Origin of the sequence: Sporomusa sp., assembly GCF_035561155.1 — a bacterium.
GTDB lineage: Bacteria > Bacillota > Negativicutes > Sporomusales > Sporomusaceae > Sporomusa.
In genome coordinates this window covers 43,321-69,463 of record NZ_DATMYD010000010.1, presented here as the reverse complement: position 1 = coordinate 69,463, position 26,143 = coordinate 43,321, and the positions used below count along the sequence as shown (strand labels likewise).

Below are 26,143 nucleotides of genomic sequence, written 5' to 3'. Positions count from 1 at the left end.
CGGTCGTAGGTTCGAGTCCTACTCGAGGAGCCAATTTAACTCTATAAGGCTCAGACAGTTCAGAGTATTCCATATGCTAGGCGGGAGGAGGACGTGACCGTAGCCGTACTGGGAAGTACGTCGGAGGAAGCGCCCGGACTGGACAACGACACCGTCGCCTATGAGACTACTTTACGATGAATGGTTGGCGGCTAACTTGTTGTAACAGCATCGCACAGATGGGATGCTATCAACTGTCGTAACTCGGCTGTTGATCGATTGGTCGCTAGTTCGAGTCCTACTCGAGGAGACATATCCAGTGACGATAGCTGTGGGGTTCCACCTGTTCCCATACCGAACACAGTAGTTAAGCCCACAAACGCCGAAGGTACTTGGCTGGAAACGGCCTGGGAGATTAGGAAGTTGCTGGTTAGATCAAAACACCTATTAAAATATGTAGGTGTTTTTTTATTGTCAAAAGGTTTAGACCGTTCAGAGTGCCCCATATGCTAGGCGGAGCGAGGACGTGACCGGAGTCGTACTGGGAAGTACGTCGGAGGAAGCGCCCGCAGTGACAACGACGCAGATGGGGTGCTATGGACGGTCGTAGGCTTGGTTGGAAACGGCCTGGCTATTAGGAAGTTGCTGGTTATTAAAGCACTCACGAAAGTGAGTGCTCTTTTGTTATATATAGCTCAAAGACTTAGACCGTTCAGAGTGCTCCAGCTGCTATGGACGATCTTATATTCATATCAGAAGCTATACAGGCTGAAGGTCTGTATAGCTTCTTTTTTATGGCTAAATTATAAATCAGTATGATAGGAAGGGGCACAGAATTTGTCTTAAAGTGGTGAAATTTGCTCTAAATAATTGGAAGGATTTTGAAATTTATTGTCTAATGTTTAAACGTCCAGTTATTTAGGGTCTATTTGCCGTAGCAGCTAAAAAGGTGGTGGGGACTATTTCTATAGGACAAGCACTATTTCAAATATAAATGTACGAAAATGGAGGAGTTAGAATTGTCTTCCTGTGTTTCCAGGCATGAGCGGAACATGGTATTGTTTATATTAATGGCTTTAATTATTTTCTTTTTGTATGAGCCTTATGGTAAAACATTTCTGCACTATTGGAGTTCCGACTCTTTTTTGCTTACCCACTTTTTTCTCGAGTTTATGAGTATATCCATTTGTTTTGTCATAGCTATTTTGGGTTGTGTTATGTATCCTTTAACTAAATCTAGATATATACTTATGTTCAGCCTGCTATTTTTTCATGTTGGAATTTTTGATGGTATTCATACCTTGTCATTTACAGGAATGCCGTTTGGCCTTAACCCTGATGCGGCAACATGGTTCTGGATTATTGCCAGAATGGCAGAATCAACTGGGCTGATTTTGATTTTTGCCAAGCCTGATATTCCAACTAACTTACGAAGCGTAAAGACAGTTGCCATAATTACAGCTATTGCAGGCATTGCTATATCTGTCGTTTGGTATCAATCTGTCGTATTCCTGCCAGCACTTATAGTAACCGGTCCAAATTCTCCTACTGAGTTTAGAACTATTGTAGAGTACATTATTAGTTTTCTACGCCCTGTTACCCTCATTATGGTAATTTATCGTTACCTGCTTGCCAAAAGTCTATCAGGAATCTATATTATTCAGGCAGTTATAATGGAATCAATCGGGGAATTAATATACGTAATATATAATAATGATTCTGACCCTATTATTTGCCATATATATAAAGTAATAGGTTATTTCTATTTTCTTAAAGGAGTCTATTTTACTACAATAAAAGACTACTTTAACAATCGGAAGAGTGCAGAAGAACGCTTTACTATTTTGTTTCACACTAATCCCTGTATGATGGCAATATCTACCCTATCGGGCAAGTATGTTGATGTAAATGAGGCTTTTACCCAAAATATAGGGGTGGACAGAGAAGACATAATTAGCAAATCTATTACTGATATCGACTTAGGGGATGGTGGTAGTATAGCAGCAAAACTCAGGCAAATGCTGCGAGAGCAGGGACAGATTAGAAATGAGGAGATCCAGTATATTACGAGCTTTAAAGAAGGAAAAACTGCTTATTTGTCAGCAGACATTATAGACTTCGGCATAAATAAGTGCGCTTTGATTATAATGACTGATATCACCGAACGACGAAGTTTAGAAAAAGAGTTTTTACGGCTTGACCGTCTCAATCTCGTTGGCCAAATGGCTGCAAGTATCGGGCATGAGATACGCAACCCGTTAACAACGGTTCGAGGCTATCTCCAACTTTTTCAGATGCGTAAGGATAGCCTGGACATGACTAAAGCCGCCGCTGTTATGATTGAAGAACTTGATCATGCAAACACAATTATAACTGAATTTTTGACTATGGCGAAAAACAAACGAAGTGAATTTTCAAAAATAAATATAAATGAAATAATTAATAGCCTGTTACCCCTTATAAAAGCCAATGCTTTAGAGACCGGTAGAACGGTTAAAACACAGCTAGGAGCAGTTACTGAAATCTCCTTAGACACTAGAGAGATTAGGCAGGTAGTCTTAAACTTGGTGCAAAATGCCATTGAAGCAACTGACTGTGGCGGTATAATTACGATTAGAACTTCAGAAGAAAATAACGAAGTAATCCTTACGGTAGAAAACGACGGGAAGAAAATCCCACCGGAAGTGCTAGATCAGCTAGGTACTCCGTTTTTTACAACAAAGGATACAGGTACGGGCATGGGGTTAGCTATATGTTATAGTATCGCAGCTCGTCATAATGCTAAGCTTAAGGTAGAATCGACAGATAATATAACTAGATTTGACATCCGGTTTGACAGTTAGTCATGGGAATCCACCAAAAATAAGACATAGTAAGAGATTTTTTTGCTATCAACATGCCCCAACAGGTCTAACAGGGTATTGCAACATAAAAGAAAAAGGCCATCCAAATTGATGGATGGCTTAAAGTGTTCGTAAAGTTATTGAATATATCTCCGAGCTCCGATATAGTGTTGTGTGTAATAATCCTCAGATAAAGAGTTAATTGTTACTTCTTTGGCAGCCGAGCTGGCATGAATGAATTTGCCGTCACCCATGTAGAAGCCTACATGAGAAGCACCGGGCTTGTACGTTGTAAAGAACACCAGATCGCCCGCTTTTAAGTCGGTCTTGTTTACCGCAGTACCTGTATTGTACTGTTCAACTGCTGTCCGTGGAATAGTAATACCGTTTTCCTTCATCACATATTGTGTGTATCCGGAGCAGTCCCAACCATCAGGAGCTGTACCGCCCCAGACATAGGGAACTCCCATATATTTTTGGGCACTCTTAACGATAAGTTGCGCCTTTAGTGTTGGTAGTAGTAGGTGTGGTAGTATCAGTAGTTTTAGAGCCTATTGCAGCCCCCAAGACAGAAGATATATTGTTAGCGCTACTGCTGCTGTCTGAATTGCCAAGAACTTTGCCCAGTAAAAGCGCTAGCAGGATGTTGAGTAACCCACCAGATCCGCCACTGCTCTGGGTAGAAGGACTAACGGCGTCCGTAAGTGAGAATGCTTTTGCAGGTGCTGCCGGCATAAACAGGGTAGTAAAAAACGTGAAGAGAAGAATAAGTGTTATATGATGGGTATAGCGTTTCATTACGCCCTCCTTATCATTCAATTATTTTTTATAGACAATATAACCATAATAACATAGTAAAATTATTATGTAAACAACATATATTTGGCAGATTAAATAGACCTCAGTCCGATTAGCCGCAAACGGCTGCACAGATGAGGTCTTATCAGTGGGTTTGATTTTAGTCCTTGTCGTTAGTAAAACAGCGTAACACTAGCTTAGCTGTAGCAGCATTGGTGGCAACCGGAATATTGTGAACATCACATATGCGCAGAAGTGCGGTAATATCCGGCTCATGCGGCTGCGCCGTCAAGGGATCACGCAGAAAGATTACGGCGTTAACCTCCTGGCAGGCGATTCGAGCGCCGATTTGTTGGTCACCGCCCAAAGGGCCGGAGAGGTAAGTGGTGACGTCAAGGCCGGCTTTTTCTTTGATGATTTTTCCGGTAGTAGCGGTAGCAATTAAGTGACAGCAGGAAAGTTGCTCTTTGTTTTCTAATACAAATGTAAGCATTTCTTCTTTTTTGCGATCATGGGCAATGAGTGCGACAGTTTTCTTCATCAGGTTCACCTCGTTAGCATTAGTCCATAGTCTTATGATACCATAAAATGCATAGTAATAAAGACAAGACTAAATATTTCTTGACTTTGTCTTTTTTAGCTGGTATTATATCCACGAAATACAGTATACAAAATAGCCAACAATGAATACCTTATTGAGTGGAAGTGTGCCTAGGGTTCCGGCAGTCAGCGTCTGGTCCAAGCGGCACAAGGCCTGGATAGGTCACACCGTGGGTAAAAAAAACCCTAGCGGAAAGTTCCTGACAAGGACTTTTTGTGTGGGTTTTTCTTATTATCTGGGAGGGAGTAAACTATGAGTACATACTGGAACAAACCTGCGGAAACAATGGAACGAGAGGAGATGACCAATCTCCAGGCTGGGCGGTTAAAGGAGATTGTCACCAGGTTATACCGGCAGCAGCCATTTTATCGCTCCAAGATGCAGGCCGAAGGCCTGCTGCCAGAAGACGTTGTTACTTTGGAAGATATTGGCAAGTTGCCGTTTACAACAAAGCAAGATATGCGCGATAACTACCCTTATGGACTGTTTGCGGTTCCGATGTCTGAGATCGTCCGGATTCATGCCTCCAGTGGAACCACTGGCAGGCCCACTGTTGTCGGCTACACTAAGCGTGATATTGGTATTTGGTCAGAAGTAGCCGCCAGATCGCTAGTATCGGCAGGTCTTAGCAGGCAGTCGTGCATTCAGGTGGCTTACGGTTATGGTTTGTTTACCGGTGGTCTGGGCATCCATTACGGAGCTGAACTTCTTGGTGCTTCCGTAATTCCGATATCCAGCGGCAATACGGCCAGGCAAATTATGTTGATGAAAGATTTCGGCACTACAGCGCTTGCATGTACGCCATCATATGCTTTATATATTGCGGAGACTATGCGCGAGATGGGCATCGACCCCCGTGAGACTTCGCTAAAAGTGGGGATATTTGGAGCTGAACCTTGGTCTGAGCGCATGCGTCAGGAGATCGAGGCGCAACTGGGCATTAAAGCGATTGATATCTATGGGTTAAGTGAAATCATTGGTCCTGGCGTTGCTATTGAATGTTGTGTTCAAGATGGCCTGCATATTAGTGAAGATCATTTTTACCCGGAGATTATTAATCCGGTGACAGGTGAAGTGTTGCCTGATGGCGAAAAAGGTGAATTAGTGCTTACTACGCTCACCAAAGAGGGTATGCCAATGGTTCGCTACCGGACACGGGACCTTACTGTCTTATACCGTGAAAAGTGCGCTTGCGGACGGACCCTGGTCAGGATGAGCAAAGTGCTTGGGCGTAGTGACGATATGTTGATCATTCGAGGTGTTAACGTATTTCCGTCACAGGTTGAAAGTGTACTCTTGGGCATTGGCGAAACTTCACCCCATTATCAACTCATTGTTGATCGTAAGGATAATCTTGATCACCTTACTGTGCTTGTCGAAGTTACCGAGGAGATGTTCTCTGATGAAGTTCGTGGCTTAGAAGAACTGGAAGGCAGGATAAAAGCCGAATTGGCCAGTGTGCTTAATGTTGCTGCGGCAGTTCGCCTTGTTGGTCCTAAAACCATTGAGCGGAGCGAAGGCAAAGCTAAGCGGGTTATCGATAAACGGAAACTTTGATTAGCAGAACGGTAGTGATAGCTAATCGTTAGTTGGAGTTATCCAGGAGCTTAGCGCCCCTTGTCCTCGCCAGAGCGAGGGCTTAGAGGCGGTTAGCTATCGGGTAACCGGAAACTTTGATTAGCAGAACGGTAGTGATAGCTAATCATTAGTTGGAGTTATCCAGGAGCTTAGCGGTGGTTAGCTATCGGATAATAGGAAGATATAGGAGGTACAGCATGATTATTCATCAATTATCGGTATTTGTTGAAAACCAAGGGGGTAAACTGGCCGAAGTACTAGGCGTTTTAAAAGCGCACGAAATTAATATTCGGGCGATGGCTGTTGCGGATACTTCAGATTTTGGTATACTCAGGATTATTGTCAATGAACCGGAGAAGGTGCAGCATATATTACGGGGAGCAGGCTTCACCGTTAAAGTTACGCCAGTATTGACAATTTTGGTAACCGACCAACCTGGCAGCCTGTTTGAGCAGGTCGACAAACTGAGTGCAGCCGGTGTCAATGTTGAATATGTATATGCGTTTGCTGCTACCTCGGCAGAAACTGCTCGCGTGGTATTAAAAGTGGATAATTTGCCGTTGGCCGAGCGTTTGATAAACAGTGAGGGAAGATCTGATGAGCCATATCGCGATGACCAAGGCGAAGCCCCTAATTTTTACTGGTAAGAAGAGTTCATTAACCCGCATAACTGGATGCGGGTTTTTTATTTTTTGAACAAACTTTTCAAATATTTGTTTTTATCAGAAGGAAAAATATTAAATTGATAGAATATATAGTCTCATGAAAAGGTTTGCAGAAAGGTTTGCAGAAAGGTTTTCATGAGTACGTCAAGATGATAGGAGTTTTCTGCATGAGTGATATTAGAGATGTTGCTAAGCTTGCAGGTGTTTCACCCAGTACAGTTTCACGGGTTCTTAACGGTAAGATTCCGGTCAATCCCGACACTAAAGAAAAAGTTTTAGCGGCAATAAAAGAACTTAACTATCAGCCAAACGCCATGGCGCAGGTTTTAAAAGGCGGCCGGATCAATACTATCGGTTTATTTTTGCCTAACGTGCGAAACCTGGTATTTCCGGCAGTTATTCAAGGGATTGAAGATACTGCGAAAAAACATGGCTATATTGTCGTTGTCTGCAACACCGATGAAGACGTGGAAAAAGAAAAGTTTTATATCGAGAATTTACGTCGCCGGCTTGTTGACGGCTTTATATTCTGTACAGCCAGAGCAGGAACAAAGCATCTGCTCGAACTTCAAGACGAAGGGTTTCCGCACATTTACCTCATTCGTAAGTCTGAGCAGTTAGCTGATGCCGTGATCCTTGATAATTATGCCGGTGCCTGCTTGGCGACAGAATATTTGGTGGGGCAGGGCCATCGGCGCATTGCACTCATTAACGGCCCGCGCGACGTCCTGTTATTCCAGGACCGTTTCGCAGGTTACAAAGATGCGCTTGCCAAAGCGGGAATTGCGCTGGATGAGAATCTGATAATCCATGACATCCACAGTTGGGATGACGGTTATCAGGCTATGGTGAAACTCCTGGCTCTGCCGGAAAAACCTGATGCCGTATTTGCCACCAGCGACCCCAAGGCTATTGGCGCTATTCAGGCCATTGTTGATGCCGGTCTGGCGGTGCCACAGGATATTTCAGTTATGGGTTTTGATGACTCAGACCCTGCCCGGATGACTGTGCCGTTATTGACCACCGTGGCTCAGCCATTTTATGAAATGGGAGCCAAGGCGTGCGAGCGTTTAATAAAAAACATCGAGGGTAAGCGTAACATGAAGCCCAAGATTGATGTATTTCCGGCTGAACTTGTTATCCGGAAATCAGTTAAATAGTTACCGGCGTGAACTGCCATTAAATTAAGGCGGTAATCAAGTAGGTATAGATGTCAACTTAACGCTAGGAGGATATGGTATGGCTGCACATGAAAAATTTCACTATCAAGACAAAAGTCAGCTGGCCGCAGCGGCAAAAGAACTGGGAGTAAACCTGCCGCTAGGTGAAAACACTGCCGTTTTGCGGCAGAGTATAAGCCTTGGCAGCAAGGTTATTCCTAACCGTCTCTGTATACACCCGATGGAGGGCTGTGATGGTGAGGCTGACGGCAAGCCTAGTGAATTGGTTCGCCGGCGGTATCGCCGTTTTGCACAGGGCGGCGCTGGACTTTTGTGGTTTGAAGCTACCGCAGTGGTAAACGAGGGACGGGCAAACCCCAGGCAATTAATGATTAACGAAGAAAACCGCGAAGCATTAAAAACACTCTTAGAAGAAAGCCTTAATGCCGCCAAGGAATTACATGGTAAGGACTACCGACCATTTACTGTGGTTCAACTTACTCACTCGGGGCGTTATAGCCGCCCGAGCGGCAAAGCATTCCCGATAATTGCTTGTCGTAATCCTTTGCTTGATGCCAAATTACCTGCAGACTTCAAGGTGATTAGTGATGAAGAACTGGCGACGCTTGAAGATACATATGTGGAAGCTGCTGCAATTGCTGCTGAAATCGGGTTTGACGCTGTTGATATTAAATGCTGTCACGGCTACTTACTGGCAGAACTGCTTTCTGCGTATGACCGTCCGGGAATATATGGCGGATCCTTTGAAAATCGCACCCGTTTCTTAACAAATGTTATTGCTAAAATCAAAGCTAAACTAGGCGAAAAAATTGAAATAGCGGTGAGGTTGAACTCCTACGACGCTTACGCTTATGGCTGGGCTGTCGATAAACAAGAGCCTGCTAAAGCAGATTTAACAGAAACCAAGAAGTTAGTGAGCTTATTGCATGAAAACGGCGTGAGACTTTTCAATATCAGTGCTGGTAACCCCTATTATAACCCGCACATTGGTCGTCCGTATGATATTGGTTCCTATATCCCGCCTGTAAATCCGATTGAAGGGGTAGCTAACCTGCTAACTATCTGCAAAGAACTGCAGGCAACAGTGCCTGAGGCTGTTGTTATCGCAACAGGCTTCAGTTGGCTGCGTCACCATGGCGCTGAAGTGGCTGCCGGCGGTGTGGAAACCGGTTGGTTCAAGATGGCTGGTTTCGGACGTCAGGCTTTCGCGTATCCTGACTTTGCCAAAGACATTTTGGAAAATGGGGCTATGGATCAGAGTAAAATCTGCATTGCCTGCAGTAAATGTACGGCGATTATGCGTGATGGCGGTCGGGCTGGCTGTGTGCCCCGTGATGCAGCAATATATGTTCCTATCTATCGCGAGGTCCGTGAGGGCAAACCCGTGTTTGAAAGCAAAGTAGTAGCTGAACACGTCTAACATTGATCAGATTGAGAAGGTGAATACATGAAAGCCAAGGCAATGGTTTTGCGCGAATTTTGCCAATCATTAGAACTAACTGAAGTCGACATACCGGTTTTAACTGAGGGGCAAGTACTGGTAAAACTGGCAGCATCGGGTGTGTGCGGTTCAGATGTCCATATGTGGAAAGGGGAAGACCCCCGAACACCGCGCCCTATTATTTTGGGACATGAAGGCGTTGGCACGGTAGTGGAAGTTAAGGGCCAAAAGCGGACTATGTCCGGTGAACCGTTAAAGCCTGGCGACTTTATCTTGTGGAATAGAGGGTTGACCTGTGGCGACTGTTACTATTGCACGGTGCTCAATGAGCCCTGGCTGTGTACCGAACGAAAAACCTACGGCATTAACCGTTCCTTCAGTGAAGTACCGCATTTAAACGGCTGTTATGCCGATCATATCATTCTTGCCGCCCGCACTGATGTTTTTAAAGTGAACGGTGTAACTGATCCGGCGGTATTGGTGTCGGCATCGTGTTCAGGTGCGACTGTTGCTCATGCTTTCGACCTTCATAAGGTGCAATACGGAGATACTGTGTTGGTGCAAGGGCCTGGGCCGCTGGGTGTTTACGCAACCGCGTTTGCCCGCCGGATGGGGGCAGCCGAAGTATTTGTTATCGGCGGTACCCAATCACGCCTTGAGCTTTGCCGCGAGTTTGGCGCAACTGTGCTTCTCAACAGGCGGAGTATGACGGCAGATGAACGCAGGCAGGCGATAATGGATAAAACAGGTGGCCGCGGTGTTGACGTAATAATTGAAGCTGTCGGTGACCCTTCGGCAGTGCACGAAGGGCTGAATCTGCTGCGGCTTGGTGGTGCCTATTTATCTGTAGGATTTTCGCAGCCGCCAGGCGAATGCCAGGTAGATTTTTTTCGTGAGGTTGTCCGCAAAAATGCCAAAATTCAAGGTGTGTGGGTAAGCGGCGCCAAGCATGTATACCAGTCCATGCAGCTGGTGCAAGAAAATCAGGAACTTTTCGCAAAAATGGTAACCCACCGCTTTAGATTAGAAGATGCCAATACGGCACTCGAGGTTATGGCTAACCGGCAAGCGTTAAAAGCAGTATTAATGCCCGAATAAAAGAAGGCATTGGGCGAAGGACTATTTTAAAAACTGATACCAGCAAAAAAATACCAAGCGAAAGGATGTTTTCATGTTGAAAAGTAAAAAGTTAATTGCACTGTGTGTGCTGGCTATGTTTATGCTCTCTCTTGCAGGCTGCGGCGGCTCTGCCCAGCAAGAAGTCGTCATCGGCAATCTGCAGGACTTGAGCGGTCCTACTTCAGTCTTGGGTAAAGCCGTAACTCGCGGCGCAGAAATAAATGTTGAAAAAATTAATGCCGCAGGCGGCATTAACGGCAAAAAGATTAAGCTGGTAACGCTTGATACTAAAGGTGATGTACAGGAAGCCATCAAAGCGTTTAACCGACTGGCTGATCAGGAAAAAGTCAGCGCTATCGTTGGACCGCCTGTGAGCAATATCGGTCTGGCCATCGCCCCGATCGCCAATTCCAAGAAAGTACCGGTCATCGGCAGCTTTATCGACCCGCGGGTAACTGTGGGTGAAAATGGTCAGGTTCAGCCAGCCATGTTCCTGATACAGCCAAGCTCGGTGCAATATGCTGAGATTATGGCCAGTTATACAGTAGAAAAACTCGGCTTGAAGAAAGTTGGCATCCTTTATGATCAGTCCAACTCTTTCGCTACTTCACTTGTTGCTCCGTATAAAGCCTATGTAACCAGCGTTGGCGGCCAAATCGTAAGTGAGCAGGTTTACGCTAAAGGCGATAAAGACTACAAAACCCAGCTGACCAAAATCAAGGAATCCGGCGCTGAGGCTATCTACGTGCCTAACTATACCCAAGATGCTGTAATTACCGTAAAACAACGCAAACAGCTTGGTATTGACATTCCGGTTATCGGCGGCATTGACTTTGCTCCTCCGTTCAGCACGCTGGTAAATGATCCGCAAGCAGCCACCAACATCTACTACGCCAATAACTTCTCAGACAAAGAACCGCAGCTTACCGAGGCTAAAAATGCCTATAAGGCAAAATTCGGTGAAGACCCCATCAACAAGGCTTATCTTGGTTTTGATAAAATAGGCATTATTGCCGAGGCTATCAAAAAAGCAAACAGCAGCAAAGCTGAAGATGTTATGAAAGCTCTTAACGATATAAAAGACTACCAAGGCACTACCGGCATAATTACTCTGTCGCCGCAAACGCATCAGCCTGTTGGCCTGTCCATGGTTATGTACAAAATCAATAATGGCGTGGACGAGGAAATCGGCCGCTATGTACCTGAAAAACACAAGAAATAGAGTCTGATTATTGTGGTGAAAAAGGCGGGAGAGCGAGCCTAGGACCGTTTTCCTGCCTTTTTTGCGGCCACTGGAATCAGGCGAGGAGGAAAGGTAATGACACTGCAGTTTCTGATCAACGGCATATCACTGGGTTCGGTCTATGCGCTGATCGCCGTAGGGTTTGCATTAGTATTCAACATCCTGAAGTTTTCAAATTTCGCTCATGGCGGTCTAATGTCGGTAACGGCCTATATGGGTTATATCGCATCAGTGGCGCTGCGGCAGTATATAGACTCCATCCCACTGTTTATAGGCACCCTGATAGCCGCAGCACTTGGCGGCGGATTACTTGCAATAGTTGTTGAACGCCTGGCTTTCCGGAGGCTGAGAAACAACAACACTCAGGTTATTTACTACTTTATCTCTTCCATTACCATGGGTATCCTTCTGGAGAATCTCATTACTATTTTTGCCGGCAGTAACTTTTATTCCTATCCGCAATTTTTTTCGAGTGCTTCCCTGGCATTTGCCGGTTTGACCATTGCAGTACCTGACCTATTAATGCTCATCTTCTCATCTTCGTCACTAATCATCTTGCTGGGCGTACTCTATAAAACCAAAATCGGTTTGGCCATCAGGACAATGGCGTATGATGTGAATACTGCCCGTCTTATGGGTATGGACCCTAATGCTGTAATTGCTGCCACCTTTGTGGCCTCAGGCATCCTGGGGGGGATCAGCGGTGTGTTCCTGGGAATAAATTACACATTGTATCCGCAATTGGGCCAGTTAGTTGTAAAAGGGTTTGTAGCTTCGGTAATCGGCGGTCTGGGCAGTATTACCGGCGCAGTTATCGGCGCAGTGCTCCTGGGGGTTGTTGAGGTAATGCTGATTGGTCTTGTCGGTGCCGGTTGGGTACCTGCCTTTGTATTTATGATTATGTTGTTATTCCTCCTGGTACGTCCGCGCGGTATTGCCGGTATTATTGTCCAGGAAAAAGTATAAGGAGGGGTTAGCATGGAATATATACTGTCATCACTGACATTTACCGGGATAACCCTGATCGGTGTTCTGGGCGTATACCTTATTACCGGTTTAACCGGCCTATTTTCGCTGGGGCAGGCGGCATTCATGGCGGTAGGCGCTTATGTTTCAGCGGTTTTGGTAAAAACATTTGACCTGCCCTTCCCTGTTGCTGTAATTGTGGCAATAGCGGTTGGGTTGTTGGCCGGTCTGCTGGTAGGCTTGCCTACCGTTAAACTGCGCCGGGACTATATCTCGCTTGTAACCTTAGGTTTTGGTGAAACCATTATTGCCGTTTTGAACAACTCAACCAATATTACCGGTGGCGCCATGGGGCTATCAGGTATTCCGCAAATTACCAACTTTCCCATTGTGTTGGCCAGCGTCATAGTATGCTTACTTATAGTTATCAGCTACAAATACTCTAAATACGGACGCCAGTGTCTGGCGCTCAGAAGTGATGAACTTGCTGCCAAAGCAATGGGGATTGATGTTAACAAACTCAAGCTGACCACCTTTCTCTTGGCAAGTGCTATGACTAGCTATGCCGGTGTATTGTACGGCTTTTTCACCTCCTATGTTGAACCAGGTGCTTATGGTTGGCAGGTGTCTGCCGAATGGACGATCATCGTCTTTGTCGGTGGTATAAATAGTTTAACAGGCACCATTGTCGCCACCATACTCCTTACCGGACTACCTGAACTACTGCGAGCTGCTTCTGAGTGGCGGATTGTCGTGTACTGTGTCATCGTGCTCTTGATTATTAACTTCCGGCCGAAGGGAATCTTCGGCGAGTTTGAATTTAGTTTAAAGACAATTAAAGCCTGGCTGGGGAAAGGAGCAAGCGCGTAAATGACTGACTACCGTTTAGACGTACAAGGCATCAGCAAATCTTTCGGTGGGGTAAAAGCCATTGAAGACTTCTCCTTCCAAGTGCCTGCCCACGATATTGTCGGCATTATCGGTCCCAATGGCGCCGGCAAGTCAACGTGTTTCAACCTCTTGACAGGCGTATACCCGCTTGATACCGGTAAAATACTGTTAGACGGCAAAGATATCTCGGGTTTACCCCAATATGAAATTACTAAAAGCGGTATTGCCAGGACTTTTCAAAATATCCGGTTGTTCCATGGTCTTAATGTTCTGGAAAACATCATGACAGCTGCCGATCCTTACTCGACTTATGGGTTATGGGATGTCTTTACCTTCAGTGATAAAAAGAAACAGCGTGAAACAGAGGTGCGTGAGCTTAGCCGCAAATATCTGGAGATTGTTGGCCTTAAAGGCTATGAGGAATACAAACCTGAAAGTCTTGCCTACGGATTACAGCGCAAACTTGAGATTGCCCGTGCTTTGGCCACAAATCCCAAAGTGCTGCTCCTGGACGAACCTGCAGCCGGTCTTAATCCGAGTGAGGTGCGTGATTTTATCGGCTTGATAAAAAAGCTCAATAGCCAGTTTGATTTCTCTATTGTTATTATTGAACACCGTATGGAAGTTATCATGGAACTGTCTTCCCGCATTTTCGTTCTAAACTTTGGTAAACTCCTGGCCAGCGGCACTCCGGCTGAAATAGTAGCCAATAGGGAAGTTACCGAGGCTTACATGGGAGAGGAGGACGAAGCATGCTTACTATAGAAAATCTGGTGGTCTCCTACGGTCATATTCAGGCACTGAACGGCATTAGTTTAGACGTTCCCCACGGAAAAATTATCAGTATTATTGGCTCAAACGGCGCGGGTAAGACCACACTGTTAAACACTATCTGCGCTATTGTAAAGCCGCAAAGCGGTACAATTAAGTTTGAAGGCTGTGAGCTTGGCCGTGTTGCTCAAAAAATCGTTAAGCAGGGTTTGGTACACGTGCCTGAAGGCCGGAAAGTTTTTGCCGGGTTATCAGTAAAAGAAAATCTGCTGGCAGGCGGCTATATTTTGAAAGACAGCCAGCATGTCGCCCGCAATGTTGAGAAGATGTTTGATATGTATCCGATTTTGCGCGAACGCCAACACCAGCAGGCCGGAACGCTGTCAGGTGGTGAGCAGCAAATGTTAGCCATCTGCCGTGGTCTGATGTCAGAGCCCAAGATGATCCTGCTGGACGAACCGTCCCTTGGTCTGGCGCCATTGGTAGTAAAAGGGGTATTTGAACTTATTGCACAAATACGCGACCAGGGTATTACTGTTATGCTTGTAGAGCAAAACGCCAAAAAAGCATTGGCACTTTGCGACTATGCCTATGTGCTGGAAAACGGCAAAATTACCATGCAAGGTCCGGGTAAGCAGCTGTTATGTGACCCCGCGATAATGAAAGCCTACTTGGGCGAGAAATAGAGTATTGATACTATATGGAACTAACTCAGCAGGAGTAGATATTATGAAAACGATTAATTGCGATGTCTTGGTAATCGGCGGTGGCGGCGCAGCGCTTCGTTCGGCTATTGCCGCCAAAGAAGCGGCTCCCGGGAAAAAAGTCACTATTTTGACCAAAGGGCGTTTGGGTCTAAGCGGCGTAACGGCTACTGCCTGCTCAGACCGAATGGCGTTTCATGCCACGCTAGAACATACCGAACCACAGCATACCGACATGCCGGCTTGGCAGTATCATGCTGACGACATTTACCGCATTGGCGGGCAGGTCTCTGACTATAATCTTGCTGCCGTTATGGCCAGCCGTTCAGGGGAGGCTTATCGCTACCTGGAGACTGCCGGTGTGCCGTTTGTTAAAAGAGACGGGGTGGTTGACCAGTTTGTTACCGACGGCTCGGACTACGCCCGGGCTTGCTATACAGGCCCTAAAACAGCGGTGCATATTGAGCAGGCCCTTGTGCCGTGTATTGCCCAATTGGGCATTGAAGTAATCAATTATGCCATGGCGGTTAAGCTGCTAACAGAGAACAGCAGAGTGATTGGTGTAGCGGCAGCCGATACCAGGGCGAAGAATGCCGAAGAGGCATTGTTTATTGTCGAAGCAGGCGCGGTTATTCTGGCGACCGGCGGCGGCGGCTTGATTTATGAGAATAATGTGTTCCCCGGCGGTATGACCGGCGACGGATATGCTTTAGCCTATGCTGCCGGCGCCGAACTTGTCAATATGGAATTTATACAGTTTGGCATCGCATCGGTGCGCACCAAGCTTAACTGTTCAGGCAGTATGATGCGCTGTATTCCCCGGCTGATTAACGACCAGGATGAAGAATTCTTAAAGAACTATTTCCCGGCGGGAACTGCTTGGAGCGAAATATATGACGTACTGTTTAAAAAAGGTGCCAGCTGGCCGGTGTCGTACGAACACACTACCCGGATAATTGATGTAGCGCTGTATAAAGAAAAACAGGCAGGCCGTAAAATTTTTCTAGATTTTAGTAAAAATCCCGAGGGGTTTGACTTTGCTATGCTGTCAGCCGACAATCAGGCCCGCTACCGCCGTGAAATGACAGTGGAGTTAACTCAAACAGACCGGTATGAATCGCCGATCAACCGCCTGAAGGAAATCAACCAAGCCTCTATTGACTGGTTGATGGAACGCAACATTGACCTGACAAAAGGCGAGTTGCTGGAAGTAGCTACATGCGCTCAGCATTATCAGGGCGGTGTAAAAATTAATGAATTCGCACAGACTACCATTGCCGGACTATATGCTGTAGGTGAAACCGCCGGCGGACAGCATGGTGCCAACAGGCCGGGGGGGAATGCGCTGTTAGATTGTCAGGTCTATGGCGCAATTGCCGGGGAAAACGCAGCCAAGGAACAAGCTGGAGACCCAAAGGGCAATTTGGCTGATAGTCCTGAAATTCTGGCATTGCAAACAGAGCTGCGGCAGGCGGTTCATGGTAGAGCGGCTGCCCAACTCAGAAAAGCAATTAAGCGCATCATGGAAGGCGCGGCCAGCATTGTCCGCACTGAAGACCGCCTAGACAAAGCGATTGCCGAGCTGGCGCAATTGGCCAAACAGCCGGTAGCCCTTGATGACAACGGCGTAGCTTACTATTTCGAAGCGAAAAACATGTTGAAAGTTGCGGCGATGGTTCTTGCTGCTGCGCGCGAACGGGATGAAAGCCGCGGGCCTCATCTTAAGTTTGCCTGTTACCAGGATGATCAGCCCGTTCCCCGCAAAAACGGTGAGTGGGATAAGTATGTTGTTATCTATGCCAAGAATGGTCAGCTTACATTGGAACACCGTCTGCCGAATCAGCCTAAAGCATGATAACAGCTTAGCCCTGCTTAGTCTTGTGATTAACAGTCACTTTTGCCTAAAATATCTGTAAATATGTAAAGACCTGCGGCTAGCTCGCAGGTCTTTGTGCAAATGGTGTAGAATTGTATATTCGCATGACGCGAAAGGGAGGAATACCATTGCCGCAAATCATAACACTTGGTGAAAGTATGGTCATGATGGTCGCTGACCAGAGTGATTCCTTGCAGTTTGTTACAAGTTATTCGCGGAAAATTGCCGGAGCAGAATCTAATGTTGCCATTGGCCTGGCACGGCTGGGCCACGATGTCGGCTGGATCAGCGCAATTGGCGACGATCCGTTTGGCACCTATATCCGGAACACCATTCGTGGTGAAGGAGTCGACACTTCCCGTGTACAGATACTGCCCGAATATCCGACAGGCATGCTGATCAAAGAACGTAACGAAATCGGCGATCCTAAGGTGTTTTATTACCGGCGGGGTTCGGCAGCCAGTCATATTACTCCCGATATGGTGGATGAAAGCTATTTTGTTGAAACTAAAATTCTACATGTAACCGGAATCTTTCCGGCACTTAGCGAAAAGTGTCTGGAAACGTTGCTTAAGGCAATAAGCATTGCAAAAAAACAAGGGGCATTAGTAACCTTTGACCCTAACATCAGGCTGAAACTATGGAGCAAAGAACAAGCCAGAGAGACTTTACTCAAGCTGGCAAATCTGTCAGACCTGATTATGCCCGGACGTAAAGAAGCTGAAGTCTTGATCGGGACAGGCGACTGGGATCAGGTTCAGCAATATTTTCATGCTGCGGGTAACCGTTACATCGTTATGAAAGACGGACCGGACGGCGCCTTTTATTCTCACCGCGAAGGCGAGGAGACGGTCGAAACTGGCTACGCGAAAGGTTTTCCGGTGCGTAGGGTTGTAGATACTGTGGGAGCCGGTGATGGTTTTGCCGTAGGCGTATTATCAGCTTTGCTCGAAGGTCTAAGCCTGAAGCAGTCGGTCATTCGCGGTAATGCAATTGGTTCGTTGGCTGTTACTGTTCAAGGCGATGTTGAAGGCTACCCCACAAGGCGTTAACTCGAAGAATATCTGGAAGAACACTAAGCGAGTATTTAATTTAAAAAAAACCTCTTGACAAAGTACAACTGTGCCTGGCATAATGTATACAAAGTTACATATCGCGTAAGGAAGTGCGTCTAGGGTTCCGCTGTTTAACAGGACTGGGCCGAGCGATGCAAAACACGGCAGATACCGTGTTACACCGTGAGTATAAAAGGCTCTGCGGAAAGTTTCTTACTTTTTATTAAGTAAAACTTTTTCGCAGGGCATTTTTGTAACTTTTAACAGGAAAATAATGTAAAAAGTAATGACTGGGATTAAAGCTTGCGTGTAAAACCTGCTCAGAGATGCCGGTGGTTGGTGTGAACCGGTGCAGGAATGTGAGCCGTTACGTCGCCCAGGAACTCTTTTGCCGAGCACATACCGTGTGATGCAGTATGTTTTAAGCCAAAGCGGCCCGTCCGTTATCCGGGAATGAGCCCAAAGTAGGGTGGTACCGCGCGTTTAGGCGCCCCTATGACAGATTCGAATCTGCCATAGGGGTGTTTTTATTTTTCTCAGATGATGGTAAATGTGCTAGCATCTAGGCATTTAATCATCTTAATGAAAGTGGAGGTGGTAATTGTGCAGCCCAGCGTTCTTTCGGTATTAGTACACAATCAGCCAGGGGTTTTGGTCAGAGTGGCCGGAATGTTTTCCAGACGGGGTTTTAACATCGACAGTCTGACAGTCGGTGTCACACAAGACCCGGAGTTTTCCCGGATAACGGTAGCTGTCTGCGGCAACCAGGCGTTTATTGACCAAGTGAAAAAGCAAATTGAAAAACTGGTAGAGGTAGTGGCTGTGCAGATTTTGCCGCTCAATCATTCTGTGGTTCGGGGCTTGGCGCTCTTAAAGGTCAAAGCCGGCGATAACCGCTCTGAGATACTTAAACTGGCTGAGGTTTTCCGGGCCAATGTCGTCGATATTTCCGGCAGCACTGTTACGCTTGAGGTTACAGGCGAAGAGAGTAAGATTACTGCATTAGCAGAACTGTTAGCCCCTTACGGACTTTTGGAAACCATCCAGACCGGCCTTGTAGCGCTGGAACGGGGTGAAAATACAATTTATCAATATGAGGAGAGAGAAAATTATGAGCAAAATGTATTATGAACAAGACGCACGCTGGGAACTTATTCAAGGTAAAACAGTAGCAGTTATCGGCTACGGCAGCCAAGGCCATGCCCATGCGCTGAACCTGAAAGACAGCGGTGTTAAAGTTATTGTAGGTCTCCACGAAGGCAGCAAATCCGCGGCAAAAGCGCGTGAAGACGGCCTGACTGTTACTGATGTTGCTCAGGCAGTGTCCTGTGCCGATATTACCATGATTCTTATTCCTGATGAAAAGCAAGCTAAAGTATACGCTGCAGAGATTGCCCCCAACCTAAAACCCGGCTCAGCGCTAGCTTTTGCCCATGGCTTTAACATTCACTTCAACCAGATTGTTCCCCCGGCTAATGTTGACGTGTTCATGGTGGCACCCAAAGGCCCTGGCCACTTAGTACGCCGGGTATTTACCGAAGGTAAAGGCGTACCCTGTCTCATGGCCGTATATCAAGATTTTAACGGCAGCACTCAGGATTTGGCATTGGCATACGCCAAAGGCATCGGCGGTGCCCGGGCCGGGGTACTCACAACGACCTTCAAGGATGAAACCGAGTCTGATCTCTTTGGTGAACAGGCCGTACTGTGCGGCGGTGTAACAGAGCTGATCAAAGCAGGTTTTGACACATTGGTAGAAGGCGGCTATGAACCTGAACTGGCCTATTTTGAATGCTTGCACGAAATGAAACTTATTGTAGACCTCATGTATGAAGGCGGAATGGCAGCCATGCGCTACTCCATCAGCGACACGGCTGAATACGGTGATTATGTAACAGGACAGCGGATCATTACAGAAGAAACGCGTGCCGAAATGAAAAAAGTCTTAGCCGAAATCCAAAATGGCACCTTCGCCCGTAACTGGATCCTGGAGAACCAGGCAAATCGCCCCATGTTTAATGCCAAGCGCCGCCAGGAAGCAGCCCATAAGATTGAAATTGTCGGCACAGAGCTGCGCAGCATGATGTCTTGGTTAAAAAAATAAATTACCTGGGACTTGGGATCTCAGGATCGAGTAAGTAAAGTGGGACGGTTCCGGTGACTTAATAATTGCCTGAAACCAATAAGTCAGGGAACCGTCCCTTAATCACCGACAAGTGACTCAAGAGAACCGTCCCCGTGAGTCAATTATTAATGAAAGCGAGGTAATGACATGGAAATTCGGAGAATTCAAATATTTGATACTACCCTCCGGGATGGCGAGCAGACGCCAGGAGTCAGTCTGCAAACAGAAGAAAAGGTGGAGATTGCGCTAGCGCTGGCCAAACTACAGGTGGATGTCATTGAAGCCGGATTTCCGGTTGCCTCGCCTGGCGATTTCGACGCCGTGAGCCAGATTGCCGCCAGGGTAAAAGGCCCGGTAATTGCAGCTCTGGCCCGCGCCAATGAAAAAGACATAGCTACTGCTTATCAGGCCATTAAATTGGCTGAAAGGCCGCGGATACATACTTTCATTGCCACAAGCGATATTCATCTTGAACACAAATTAAAAATGACCCGGGCTCAGCTTTTAGAGCGTGTCGAACAGGCTGTGCGCTATGCTAAGAGTCTGACAGCTGATATCGAGTTCTCGGCGGAAGACGCATCCCGCTCTGACAGGGATTTCCTGTGCCAGGTATTTACCAAGGCAATTGAGGCTGGAGCTAATGTCATTAATGTTCCTGACACAGTGGGCTATACAACACCGATGGAGTTTGGTGCACTTATCACTTATATTCGTGAGCATGTGCCTAACATCAGTCAGGCCACGATCAGCGTACACTGTCATGACGACCTAGGTATGGCGGTGGCCAATTCGCTGGCTGCTGTGGCAGCAGGCGCCGACCAGGTGGAATGCACAATTAACGGTCTGGGTGAACGGGCAGGTAATGCTGCGCTGGAAGAAGTGGTTATGGCGATAAATACCCGCCGTGAGTATTATCGCGCCATATCTAATATTAATACACAGCAGATTTACCGGACGTCTCGCCTTGTCAGCACCTTGACAGGCATTGCCGTACCGCCTAATAAAGCGGTAGTCGGGGACAATGCATTTGCTCATGAATCTGGTATTCACCAACACGGCGTCCTTAATAATCCGCTGACTTATGAAATTATAAGCCCGGAAACGGTCGGTGTCAGCCGTAACGCCATTGTGCTTGGAAAACATTCAGGCCGTCATGCCTTTGAAGAACGCCTTAAACATTTGGGTTATGAAATCGACGCCGAAACCATCAACAATCTGTTTATTAAGTTCAAGGATCTGGCTGATCGCAAAAAGATGGTATTTGACAAAGATATTGAAGCACTCATTGTGGAAAAAGCTACCGTACGGCCAGAATGGTATACGCTCGCTTATCACCATGTAGTTAGCGGCAATCAGACACTGGCTACTGCCTCAGTGCAGCTTAAAACAAGCGCTGGAATATGTGAAGCTGCAAGCTGCGGTGATGGCCCGGTAGATGCAGCGTTTAAAGCGATTGAGCAGGCTGTTGGTTTTTCCGTTGGTCTCCACGATTACCAGCTTAAGGCAGTAACGGCTGGCGAGGATGCGCTTGGGGAGTCAACTGTATGGATTGAGCGTGATGGCCGTACCTTCAGCGGTCGGGGTCTCTCAACCGACGTTATTGAAGCAAGTGCCAAAGCGTATGTCAACGCAATAAATAAAATGCTGGCTGTATGCGGATTTCCCGCAATTGAGCAGGCTGCAGGGAGGTAACAACTATGGCTAGACCTATGACGATGACTGAAAAAATATTTGCCGCACATGCCGGTCTAAGTGAAGTTTCCCCAGGCGAGCTTATCAAAGCCAAGCTTGATTTGGTGCTTGGCAATGACATCACAGCACCGCCGGCCATTAAAGAGTTTGAGCAGATTAGCGATAAAGTGTTTGATAAAGATAAAATTGCCTTAGTACCAGACCACTTTACGCCTAATAAAGACATTAAATCAGCCGAAATGGCTAAAACAATGCGCGAATTTGCCAGGAAGCATAATATTACTCACTATTTTGAAGTGGGGCGGATGGGCATTGAGCATGTGCTACTGCCAGAGCAGGGGTTGGTCGCTCCCGGCGAGGTGATTATCGGCGCAGACTCCCATACCTGTACCTACGGGGCTGTCGGTGCTTTTGCGACCGGCGTTGGTTCGACCGACATGGCTTGCGCTATGGCAACTGGTGAAACGTGGTTTAAAGTCCCGGCCAGCATCAAGGTTGAACTGACAGGCAAGCTGGCTAAATGGGTATCAGGTAAAGATGTAATATTGAAGCTTATCGGCATGATTGGCGTTGACGGCGCACGCTACCAGTCGCTGGAGTTTGCTGGCGAAGGCGTAGCAGCCCTCACTATGACGGATCGTCTCACGATTGCCAATATGGCCATCGAGGCGGGAGCCAAAAACGGCATATTCCCGGTGGATGCTGTTACAGAGCAGTATTTATCCGGGCGGGTTAAGCGGGCTTACACACCAGTGGCCGCTGATCCAGATGCTGAGTATGTACGGACAGTTGCAATTAACTTAAGCCAGCTCACGCCGGTGGTGGCGCTGCCGCATCTGCCGGAAAACGTGCGCCCGGTGAGTGATATAGAGCCCACACCCATCAACCAGGTGATTATCGGTTCCTGTACTAACGGACGTATTGAAGATTTGGAGCAGGCGGCCGCCATTTTGAACGGACGCCAGGTTCATGACGATGTCCGGGCAATCATTATCCCCGGTAGCCAGGACGTGTACCTCGAAGCCGTAAAACTGGGCTATGTCGAGACCTTTGTCAAAGCCGGCGCAGTCGTCAGTACGCCAACCTGTGGTCCTTGCCTGGGGGGACATATGGGTATCCTGGCCAAAGGCGAGCGGGCCGTAGCGACGACCAATCGCAATTTCCGTGGACGGATGGGGCATGTTGATAGTGAAGTATATCTGGCCAGCCCGGCTGTGGCGGCGGCAAGTGCCGTGTTAGGGCGGATTGCCGGGCCTGAGGAGGTAGCATAATGCAATTTTCAGGAAAAGTATGGCGCTACGGTGATAATGTAGATACCGATGTTATTATACCGGCCCGTTATTTAAATACCGCGAATATGAAGGAACTGGCCGCTCATGCCATGGAAGACATTGACCCTTCCTTTGCCGGTAAGGTACAAGAGGGCGATATCATTGTGGCTGGCAAAAACTTTGGCTGTGGTTCGTCGCGGGAACATGCTCCAGGCGCTTTGAAAGCTGCAGGGATTGCCTGTGTGGTAGCCGAAAGCTTTGCCCGCATCTTTTACCGTAATGCGATTAATATCGGTCTGCCGCTGATTGAACTAGGGGAAGGCGATATTAATATTAAAGCTGGAGATACCCTGGCAGTAGACCTAGACGGCGGAACAGCCAAAAACTTAGCGACTGGCGAAACCTTTGTTGTGCCTTCGCTGCCTGGCTTTATCCAGGAGATTGCTCAGGCCGGGGGCTTGGTCAATTACACCCGCCAACTGCTTGCCACCAAGGAGGGTAATCATGAGTAACAAAAACATTGTCATTATTCCCGGCGATGGAATTGGTGCCGAGATCACAGCTGCAGCGTTAAGTGTGGCGCAGGCGGCAGCCGATAAATGCGGTTTTAGTTTTACCTACGAAACAAAGCAAGCAGGCGGGGCAGCTATTGATGCGTATGGCGTACCGCTCCCTGAAGATACTATCGAGGCGTGCCGCCGGGCTGATGGCGTGCTTTTAGGCGCTGTCGGCGGTCCTAAATGGGATAATGTCGCACCTGAGCTCAGAGCCGAAAAGGCTATCTTGGGATTGCGTAAGGCTCTTGGATTATATGCAAATCTACGGCCTGTCAAAGTTTTTCCCGCGCTGGCCGGGCAGTCGCCGTTAAAACCCGAGATTGTCAGCACGGTGGATATCCTGATTGTCAGGGAACTTAATGGCGGCATCTACTATGGCGCCCGCCAGGAGGCAACCGTGATTAACGGGGTTGAACAGGCGTGTGACAGCGAAATCTACAGTCGGCCAGAGGTTGAGCGTATTGTCCGGCTGGCCTGCCGGGCGGCCATAAGCCGCAAAGGCAAGGTGATGTCAGTCGACAAAGCCAATGTGTTGGCAACCTCCCGTTTATGGCGCAAAGTGGCTGTTGAAGTAGCGCAGGACTTTGAGCAAGTTGAACTAAGCCATATGTATGTTGATAACTGCGCGATGCAGTTGGTATTGAATCCGGGCAGTTTTGACGTAATTGTTACCGGCAATCTATTTGGTGATATTTTAAGCGATGAGGCCGCCGTGCTGTCAGGTTCGATTGGATTGTTGCCATCAGCTAGTTTAGGCGATGGTACTGGACTTTATGAGCCAATTCACGGTTCGGCACCGGATATTGCCGGCAAAGGGATTGCTAACCCATTGGGAACAATACTGTCGGCCGCGATGTTGTTTAGGTATTCGCTCAGCAATGAGCAAGCAGCTGTTATGATTGAACAAGCAGTTGAACAAGTCTTGAACGATGGTTATCGTACAGCAGATATTTATCAGCAAGGCTTTACCAAGGTGTCGACCGACGAAATGGGTCGGCAAGTAATCGCCAGATTGAGGTGATCAACTATGCTCATGACAGGTGCACAAGCTATTGTCGAGTGTCTGAGTAAACAGGGCGTAGACACGGTATTTGGGTATCCGGGCGGAACAATTTTGCCGCTGTACGACGCGTTGTACGGCTCGCCTGTTCGCCATGTGCTGACAGTGCATGAGCAGGGAGCCGCCCATGCCGCTGATGGCTACGCAAGAGCCAGTGGCAGGGTGGGGGTGTGTATTGCTACATCCGGCCCGGGAGCCACTAACTTGGTTACAGGTTTGGCGGCGGCCTTTATGGATTCAGTGCCGGTAGTGGCCATTACCGGTCAAGTGCAAACAAATCTGATTGGCCGGGATGCTTTCCAGGAGATTGATATTACCGGGATTACTATGCCGATTACCAAGCACAACTTCTTGGTCAGGGATATCAGTAAGCTACCGGAAACCCTCCGGCGTGCCTTTAACATAGCCCAGTCCGGGCGGCCTGGCCCGGTACTTGTTGACATACCGCGTGATATCCAGACCAATAAGCATGATTTTACCGATATTGACGCCGAGTATCCCAGGCAGATGCTTGTCAGGCAAGCTCCTGATTTACCGGCGCTGATCACAAAAGCGGCAGCCGCTATCAGCGCTGCCCAGCGCCCAGTTATTATCGCCGGGGGCGGTTGTATTAACGCCAATGCCGGCCAAGAGCTGATTAGATTTTCTGAGCAGTGCGGCCTGCCGGTAGTGACTACTCTCATGGGAATTGGCGCAATGCCCGGCAATCACCCCAATCTCTTGGGGATGACAGGACTGCATGGACTTAAGCAGGCGAATCATGCCGTGCACGCAGCAGATGTGCTTATTGTTACTGGCAGCAGGTTTAATGATCGGGTAACAGGCGACCGCGCCCGCTATGCCGATGGCAAGATCATCATCCATATCGATATTGATCCGGCAGAAGTGCATAAAAATGTCGATGCGGCTGTACCGCTAGTCGGTGAAATGAATAATATTCTCGCAGAGCTCACTCAGACTGTACGGCCAGGGGACTTGTCGGCCTGGTGGGAAACGATCAGGGAGTGTCAGGCGGTGTATAACACGCCTGCTGACGGGGATGAGTTTTCGGCTCCCTGGGTCATGAGTGAATTGAACCGCCAACTGAACGGTAAAGAGGTAATCTATGTTACCGATGTCGGCCAGCATCAGATGTGGGCGGCGCAGAAACTGGCTGTAAACAGTCCTCGCGGTTTCCTGACCTCAGGCGGTTTGGGCGCGATGGGGTTTGGCTTGCCGGCAGCCCTCGGGGCGCAGCTTTCAAGGCCGGATAAGCGGGTAGTTCATATTGTCGGCGACGGTGCCCTGAAAATGACGGGTTGTGAGCTTTACACCGTTTCTGCAGAGGGACTGCCGATTATCTCGATTGTTATCAACAACAACAGTCTAGGGATGGTTAGGCAGCTACAGCATTGTTTTTTTAATAAACGCTACTCGGCCTCGCTCTTACCTGTCCCGATGGACTTTACCGCTTTTGCCAGCGCTTTTGGCATTCCAGCGACAGTAACGAACAGCCCGGACGAGTTTAGTCAGGCGTTTGCCGCAGCGTGGCAACGGCCGGGGCCATCGATGATTATCGCCAATATTGCTACCGACGACCTGGTTTCACCCATGATTGCACCTGGTGGCGCCATGGATTCGTATGTTGATGTAGAGTGATGGGTATATATATTTATAGTATGGTGAAATTTTGCAAGAGCAGTGGTATCATATAGATACAACTGCTCTTGTTGTTTTTTCTTCGGCTT

The 26,143-nt window shown here is 47.6% G+C and carries 23 protein-coding genes and 1 rRNA gene; 21 read left to right on the top strand and 3 right to left on the bottom strand.

Annotated elements, in window-relative coordinates; genetic code table 11:
• The first annotated feature begins 294 nt into the window (after window positions 1–294).
• Together rrf and VN447_RS02075 are read left to right on the top strand one after the other, a co-directional pair.
• Window positions 295–411 (top strand): 5S ribosomal RNA (rrf, locus tag VN447_RS02080).
• A gap of 620 nt (window positions 412–1,031) precedes the next feature.
• Window positions 1,032–2,822 (top strand): MASE3 domain-containing protein, encoded by a 1,791-nt coding sequence (locus VN447_RS02075; protein WP_325522311.1) that lies wholly within the window; start codon window positions 1,032–1,034, stop codon window positions 2,820–2,822.
• A 137-nt stretch (window positions 2,823–2,959) separates the two neighbouring features.
• Here the strand turns inward: VN447_RS02075 and VN447_RS02070 are convergent, their stop codons facing one another.
• The 3 genes from VN447_RS02070 to VN447_RS02060 form a co-directional block, all read right to left on the bottom strand.
• A complete protein-coding gene (locus VN447_RS02070; RefSeq protein WP_325522309.1) occupies window positions 2,960–3,292 on the bottom strand; it encodes a C40 family peptidase in 333 nt (110 codons plus the stop codon).
• A 16-nt stretch (window positions 3,293–3,308) separates the two neighbouring features.
• The gene (locus VN447_RS02065; protein ID WP_325522307.1) at window positions 3,309–3,620 is read right to left on the bottom strand and encodes a hypothetical protein; all 312 of its coding nucleotides are present in this window, start codon (window positions 3,618–3,620) and stop codon (window positions 3,309–3,311) included.
• Window positions 3,621–3,780: 160 nt separating this feature from the next.
• A complete protein-coding gene (locus tag VN447_RS02060) occupies window positions 3,781–4,161 on the bottom strand; it encodes a methylglyoxal synthase (RefSeq protein WP_325522305.1) in 381 nt (126 codons plus the stop codon).
• Between the two features lie 312 nt (window positions 4,162–4,473).
• Between VN447_RS02060 and VN447_RS02055 the strand changes: the two genes are divergently transcribed.
• The 19 genes from VN447_RS02055 to ilvB all read left to right on the top strand — a co-directional run bounded on the left by VN447_RS02055 (window position 4,474) and on the right by ilvB (window position 26,054).
• Window positions 4,474–5,778, top strand: coding sequence for a phenylacetate--CoA ligase (locus VN447_RS02055; RefSeq protein ID WP_325522303.1), 1,305 nt, complete (start codon window positions 4,474–4,476; stop codon window positions 5,776–5,778).
• A gap of 218 nt (window positions 5,779–5,996) precedes the next feature.
• Entirely contained in the window at window positions 5,997–6,446 is a 450-nt protein-coding gene (locus tag VN447_RS02050; protein WP_325522301.1) for an amino acid-binding protein, read from the top strand.
• Between the two features lie 185 nt (window positions 6,447–6,631).
• The gene (locus VN447_RS02045) at window positions 6,632–7,624 is read left to right on the top strand and encodes a LacI family DNA-binding transcriptional regulator (protein ID WP_325522299.1); all 993 of its coding nucleotides are present in this window, start codon (window positions 6,632–6,634) and stop codon (window positions 7,622–7,624) included.
• A gap of 79 nt (window positions 7,625–7,703) precedes the next feature.
• The gene (locus VN447_RS02040) at window positions 7,704–9,065 is read left to right on the top strand and encodes a hypothetical protein (protein WP_325522297.1); all 1,362 of its coding nucleotides are present in this window, start codon (window positions 7,704–7,706) and stop codon (window positions 9,063–9,065) included.
• Window positions 9,066–9,092: 27 nt separating this feature from the next.
• Complete coding sequence (locus tag VN447_RS02035; RefSeq protein WP_325522295.1) at window positions 9,093–10,184, top strand: zinc-binding dehydrogenase; 1,092 nt, start codon at window positions 9,093–9,095, stop codon at window positions 10,182–10,184.
• 73 nt (window positions 10,185–10,257) lie between these two features.
• Entirely contained in the window at window positions 10,258–11,427 is a 1,170-nt protein-coding gene (locus tag VN447_RS02030; protein ID WP_325522293.1) for an ABC transporter substrate-binding protein, read from the top strand.
• A gap of 96 nt (window positions 11,428–11,523) precedes the next feature.
• A complete protein-coding gene (locus tag VN447_RS02025; protein ID WP_325522291.1) occupies window positions 11,524–12,414 on the top strand; it encodes a branched-chain amino acid ABC transporter permease in 891 nt (296 codons plus the stop codon).
• Between the two features lie 12 nt (window positions 12,415–12,426).
• Window positions 12,427–13,284, top strand: coding sequence for a branched-chain amino acid ABC transporter permease (locus tag VN447_RS02020; RefSeq protein ID WP_325522289.1), 858 nt, complete (start codon window positions 12,427–12,429; stop codon window positions 13,282–13,284).
• Entirely contained in the window at window positions 13,285–14,070 is a 786-nt protein-coding gene (locus tag VN447_RS02015) for an ABC transporter ATP-binding protein (RefSeq protein WP_325522287.1), read from the top strand.
• Window positions 14,058–14,762 carry an ABC transporter ATP-binding protein gene (locus VN447_RS02010; protein ID WP_325522285.1) on the top strand — a complete coding sequence of 235 codons (705 nt, stop codon included), beginning with the start codon at window positions 14,058–14,060 and terminating at the stop codon, window positions 14,760–14,762. Before VN447_RS02015 ends, VN447_RS02010 begins: the two co-directional genes overlap by 13 nt.
• A gap of 43 nt (window positions 14,763–14,805) precedes the next feature.
• On the top strand, window positions 14,806–16,635 hold the full coding sequence (locus VN447_RS02005) for an FAD-binding protein (RefSeq protein WP_325522283.1): 1,830 nt from the start codon (window positions 14,806–14,808) through the stop codon (window positions 16,633–16,635).
• Between the two features lie 149 nt (window positions 16,636–16,784).
• The gene (locus VN447_RS02000; protein WP_325522281.1) at window positions 16,785–17,708 is read left to right on the top strand and encodes a sugar kinase; all 924 of its coding nucleotides are present in this window, start codon (window positions 16,785–16,787) and stop codon (window positions 17,706–17,708) included.
• A gap of 585 nt (window positions 17,709–18,293) precedes the next feature.
• Complete coding sequence (gene ilvN / locus VN447_RS01995; RefSeq protein ID WP_414714866.1) at window positions 18,294–18,842, top strand: acetolactate synthase small subunit; 549 nt, start codon at window positions 18,294–18,296, stop codon at window positions 18,840–18,842.
• Window positions 18,823–19,815 (top strand): ketol-acid reductoisomerase, encoded by a 993-nt coding sequence (ilvC, locus tag VN447_RS01990; RefSeq protein WP_325522277.1) that lies wholly within the window; start codon window positions 18,823–18,825, stop codon window positions 19,813–19,815. The genes ilvN and ilvC overlap by 20 nt, the downstream gene beginning before the upstream one ends.
• Before the next feature lie 168 nt (window positions 19,816–19,983).
• Window positions 19,984–21,528 carry a 2-isopropylmalate synthase gene (locus tag VN447_RS01985; protein ID WP_325522275.1) on the top strand — a complete coding sequence of 515 codons (1,545 nt, stop codon included), beginning with the start codon at window positions 19,984–19,986 and terminating at the stop codon, window positions 21,526–21,528.
• Window positions 21,529–21,533: 5 nt separating this feature from the next.
• Entirely contained in the window at window positions 21,534–22,799 is a 1,266-nt protein-coding gene (gene leuC / locus VN447_RS01980; RefSeq protein ID WP_325522274.1) for a 3-isopropylmalate dehydratase large subunit, read from the top strand.
• Window positions 22,799–23,311 carry a 3-isopropylmalate dehydratase small subunit gene (leuD, locus tag VN447_RS01975; RefSeq protein ID WP_325522273.1) on the top strand — a complete coding sequence of 171 codons (513 nt, stop codon included), beginning with the start codon at window positions 22,799–22,801 and terminating at the stop codon, window positions 23,309–23,311. Before leuC ends, leuD begins: the two co-directional genes overlap by 1 nt.
• Window positions 23,304–24,377: a 3-isopropylmalate dehydrogenase gene (gene leuB, locus VN447_RS01970; protein WP_325522271.1), complete on the top strand. Its 1,074-nt coding sequence runs from the start codon at window positions 23,304–23,306 to the stop codon at window positions 24,375–24,377. Before leuD ends, leuB begins: the two co-directional genes overlap by 8 nt.
• 12 nt (window positions 24,378–24,389) lie before the next feature.
• Window positions 24,390–26,054, top strand: a complete 1,665-nt coding sequence (gene ilvB, locus VN447_RS01965) for a biosynthetic-type acetolactate synthase large subunit (protein ID WP_414714865.1) — start codon at window positions 24,390–24,392, stop codon at window positions 26,052–26,054.
• Window positions 26,055–26,143 lie beyond the last annotated feature (89 nt).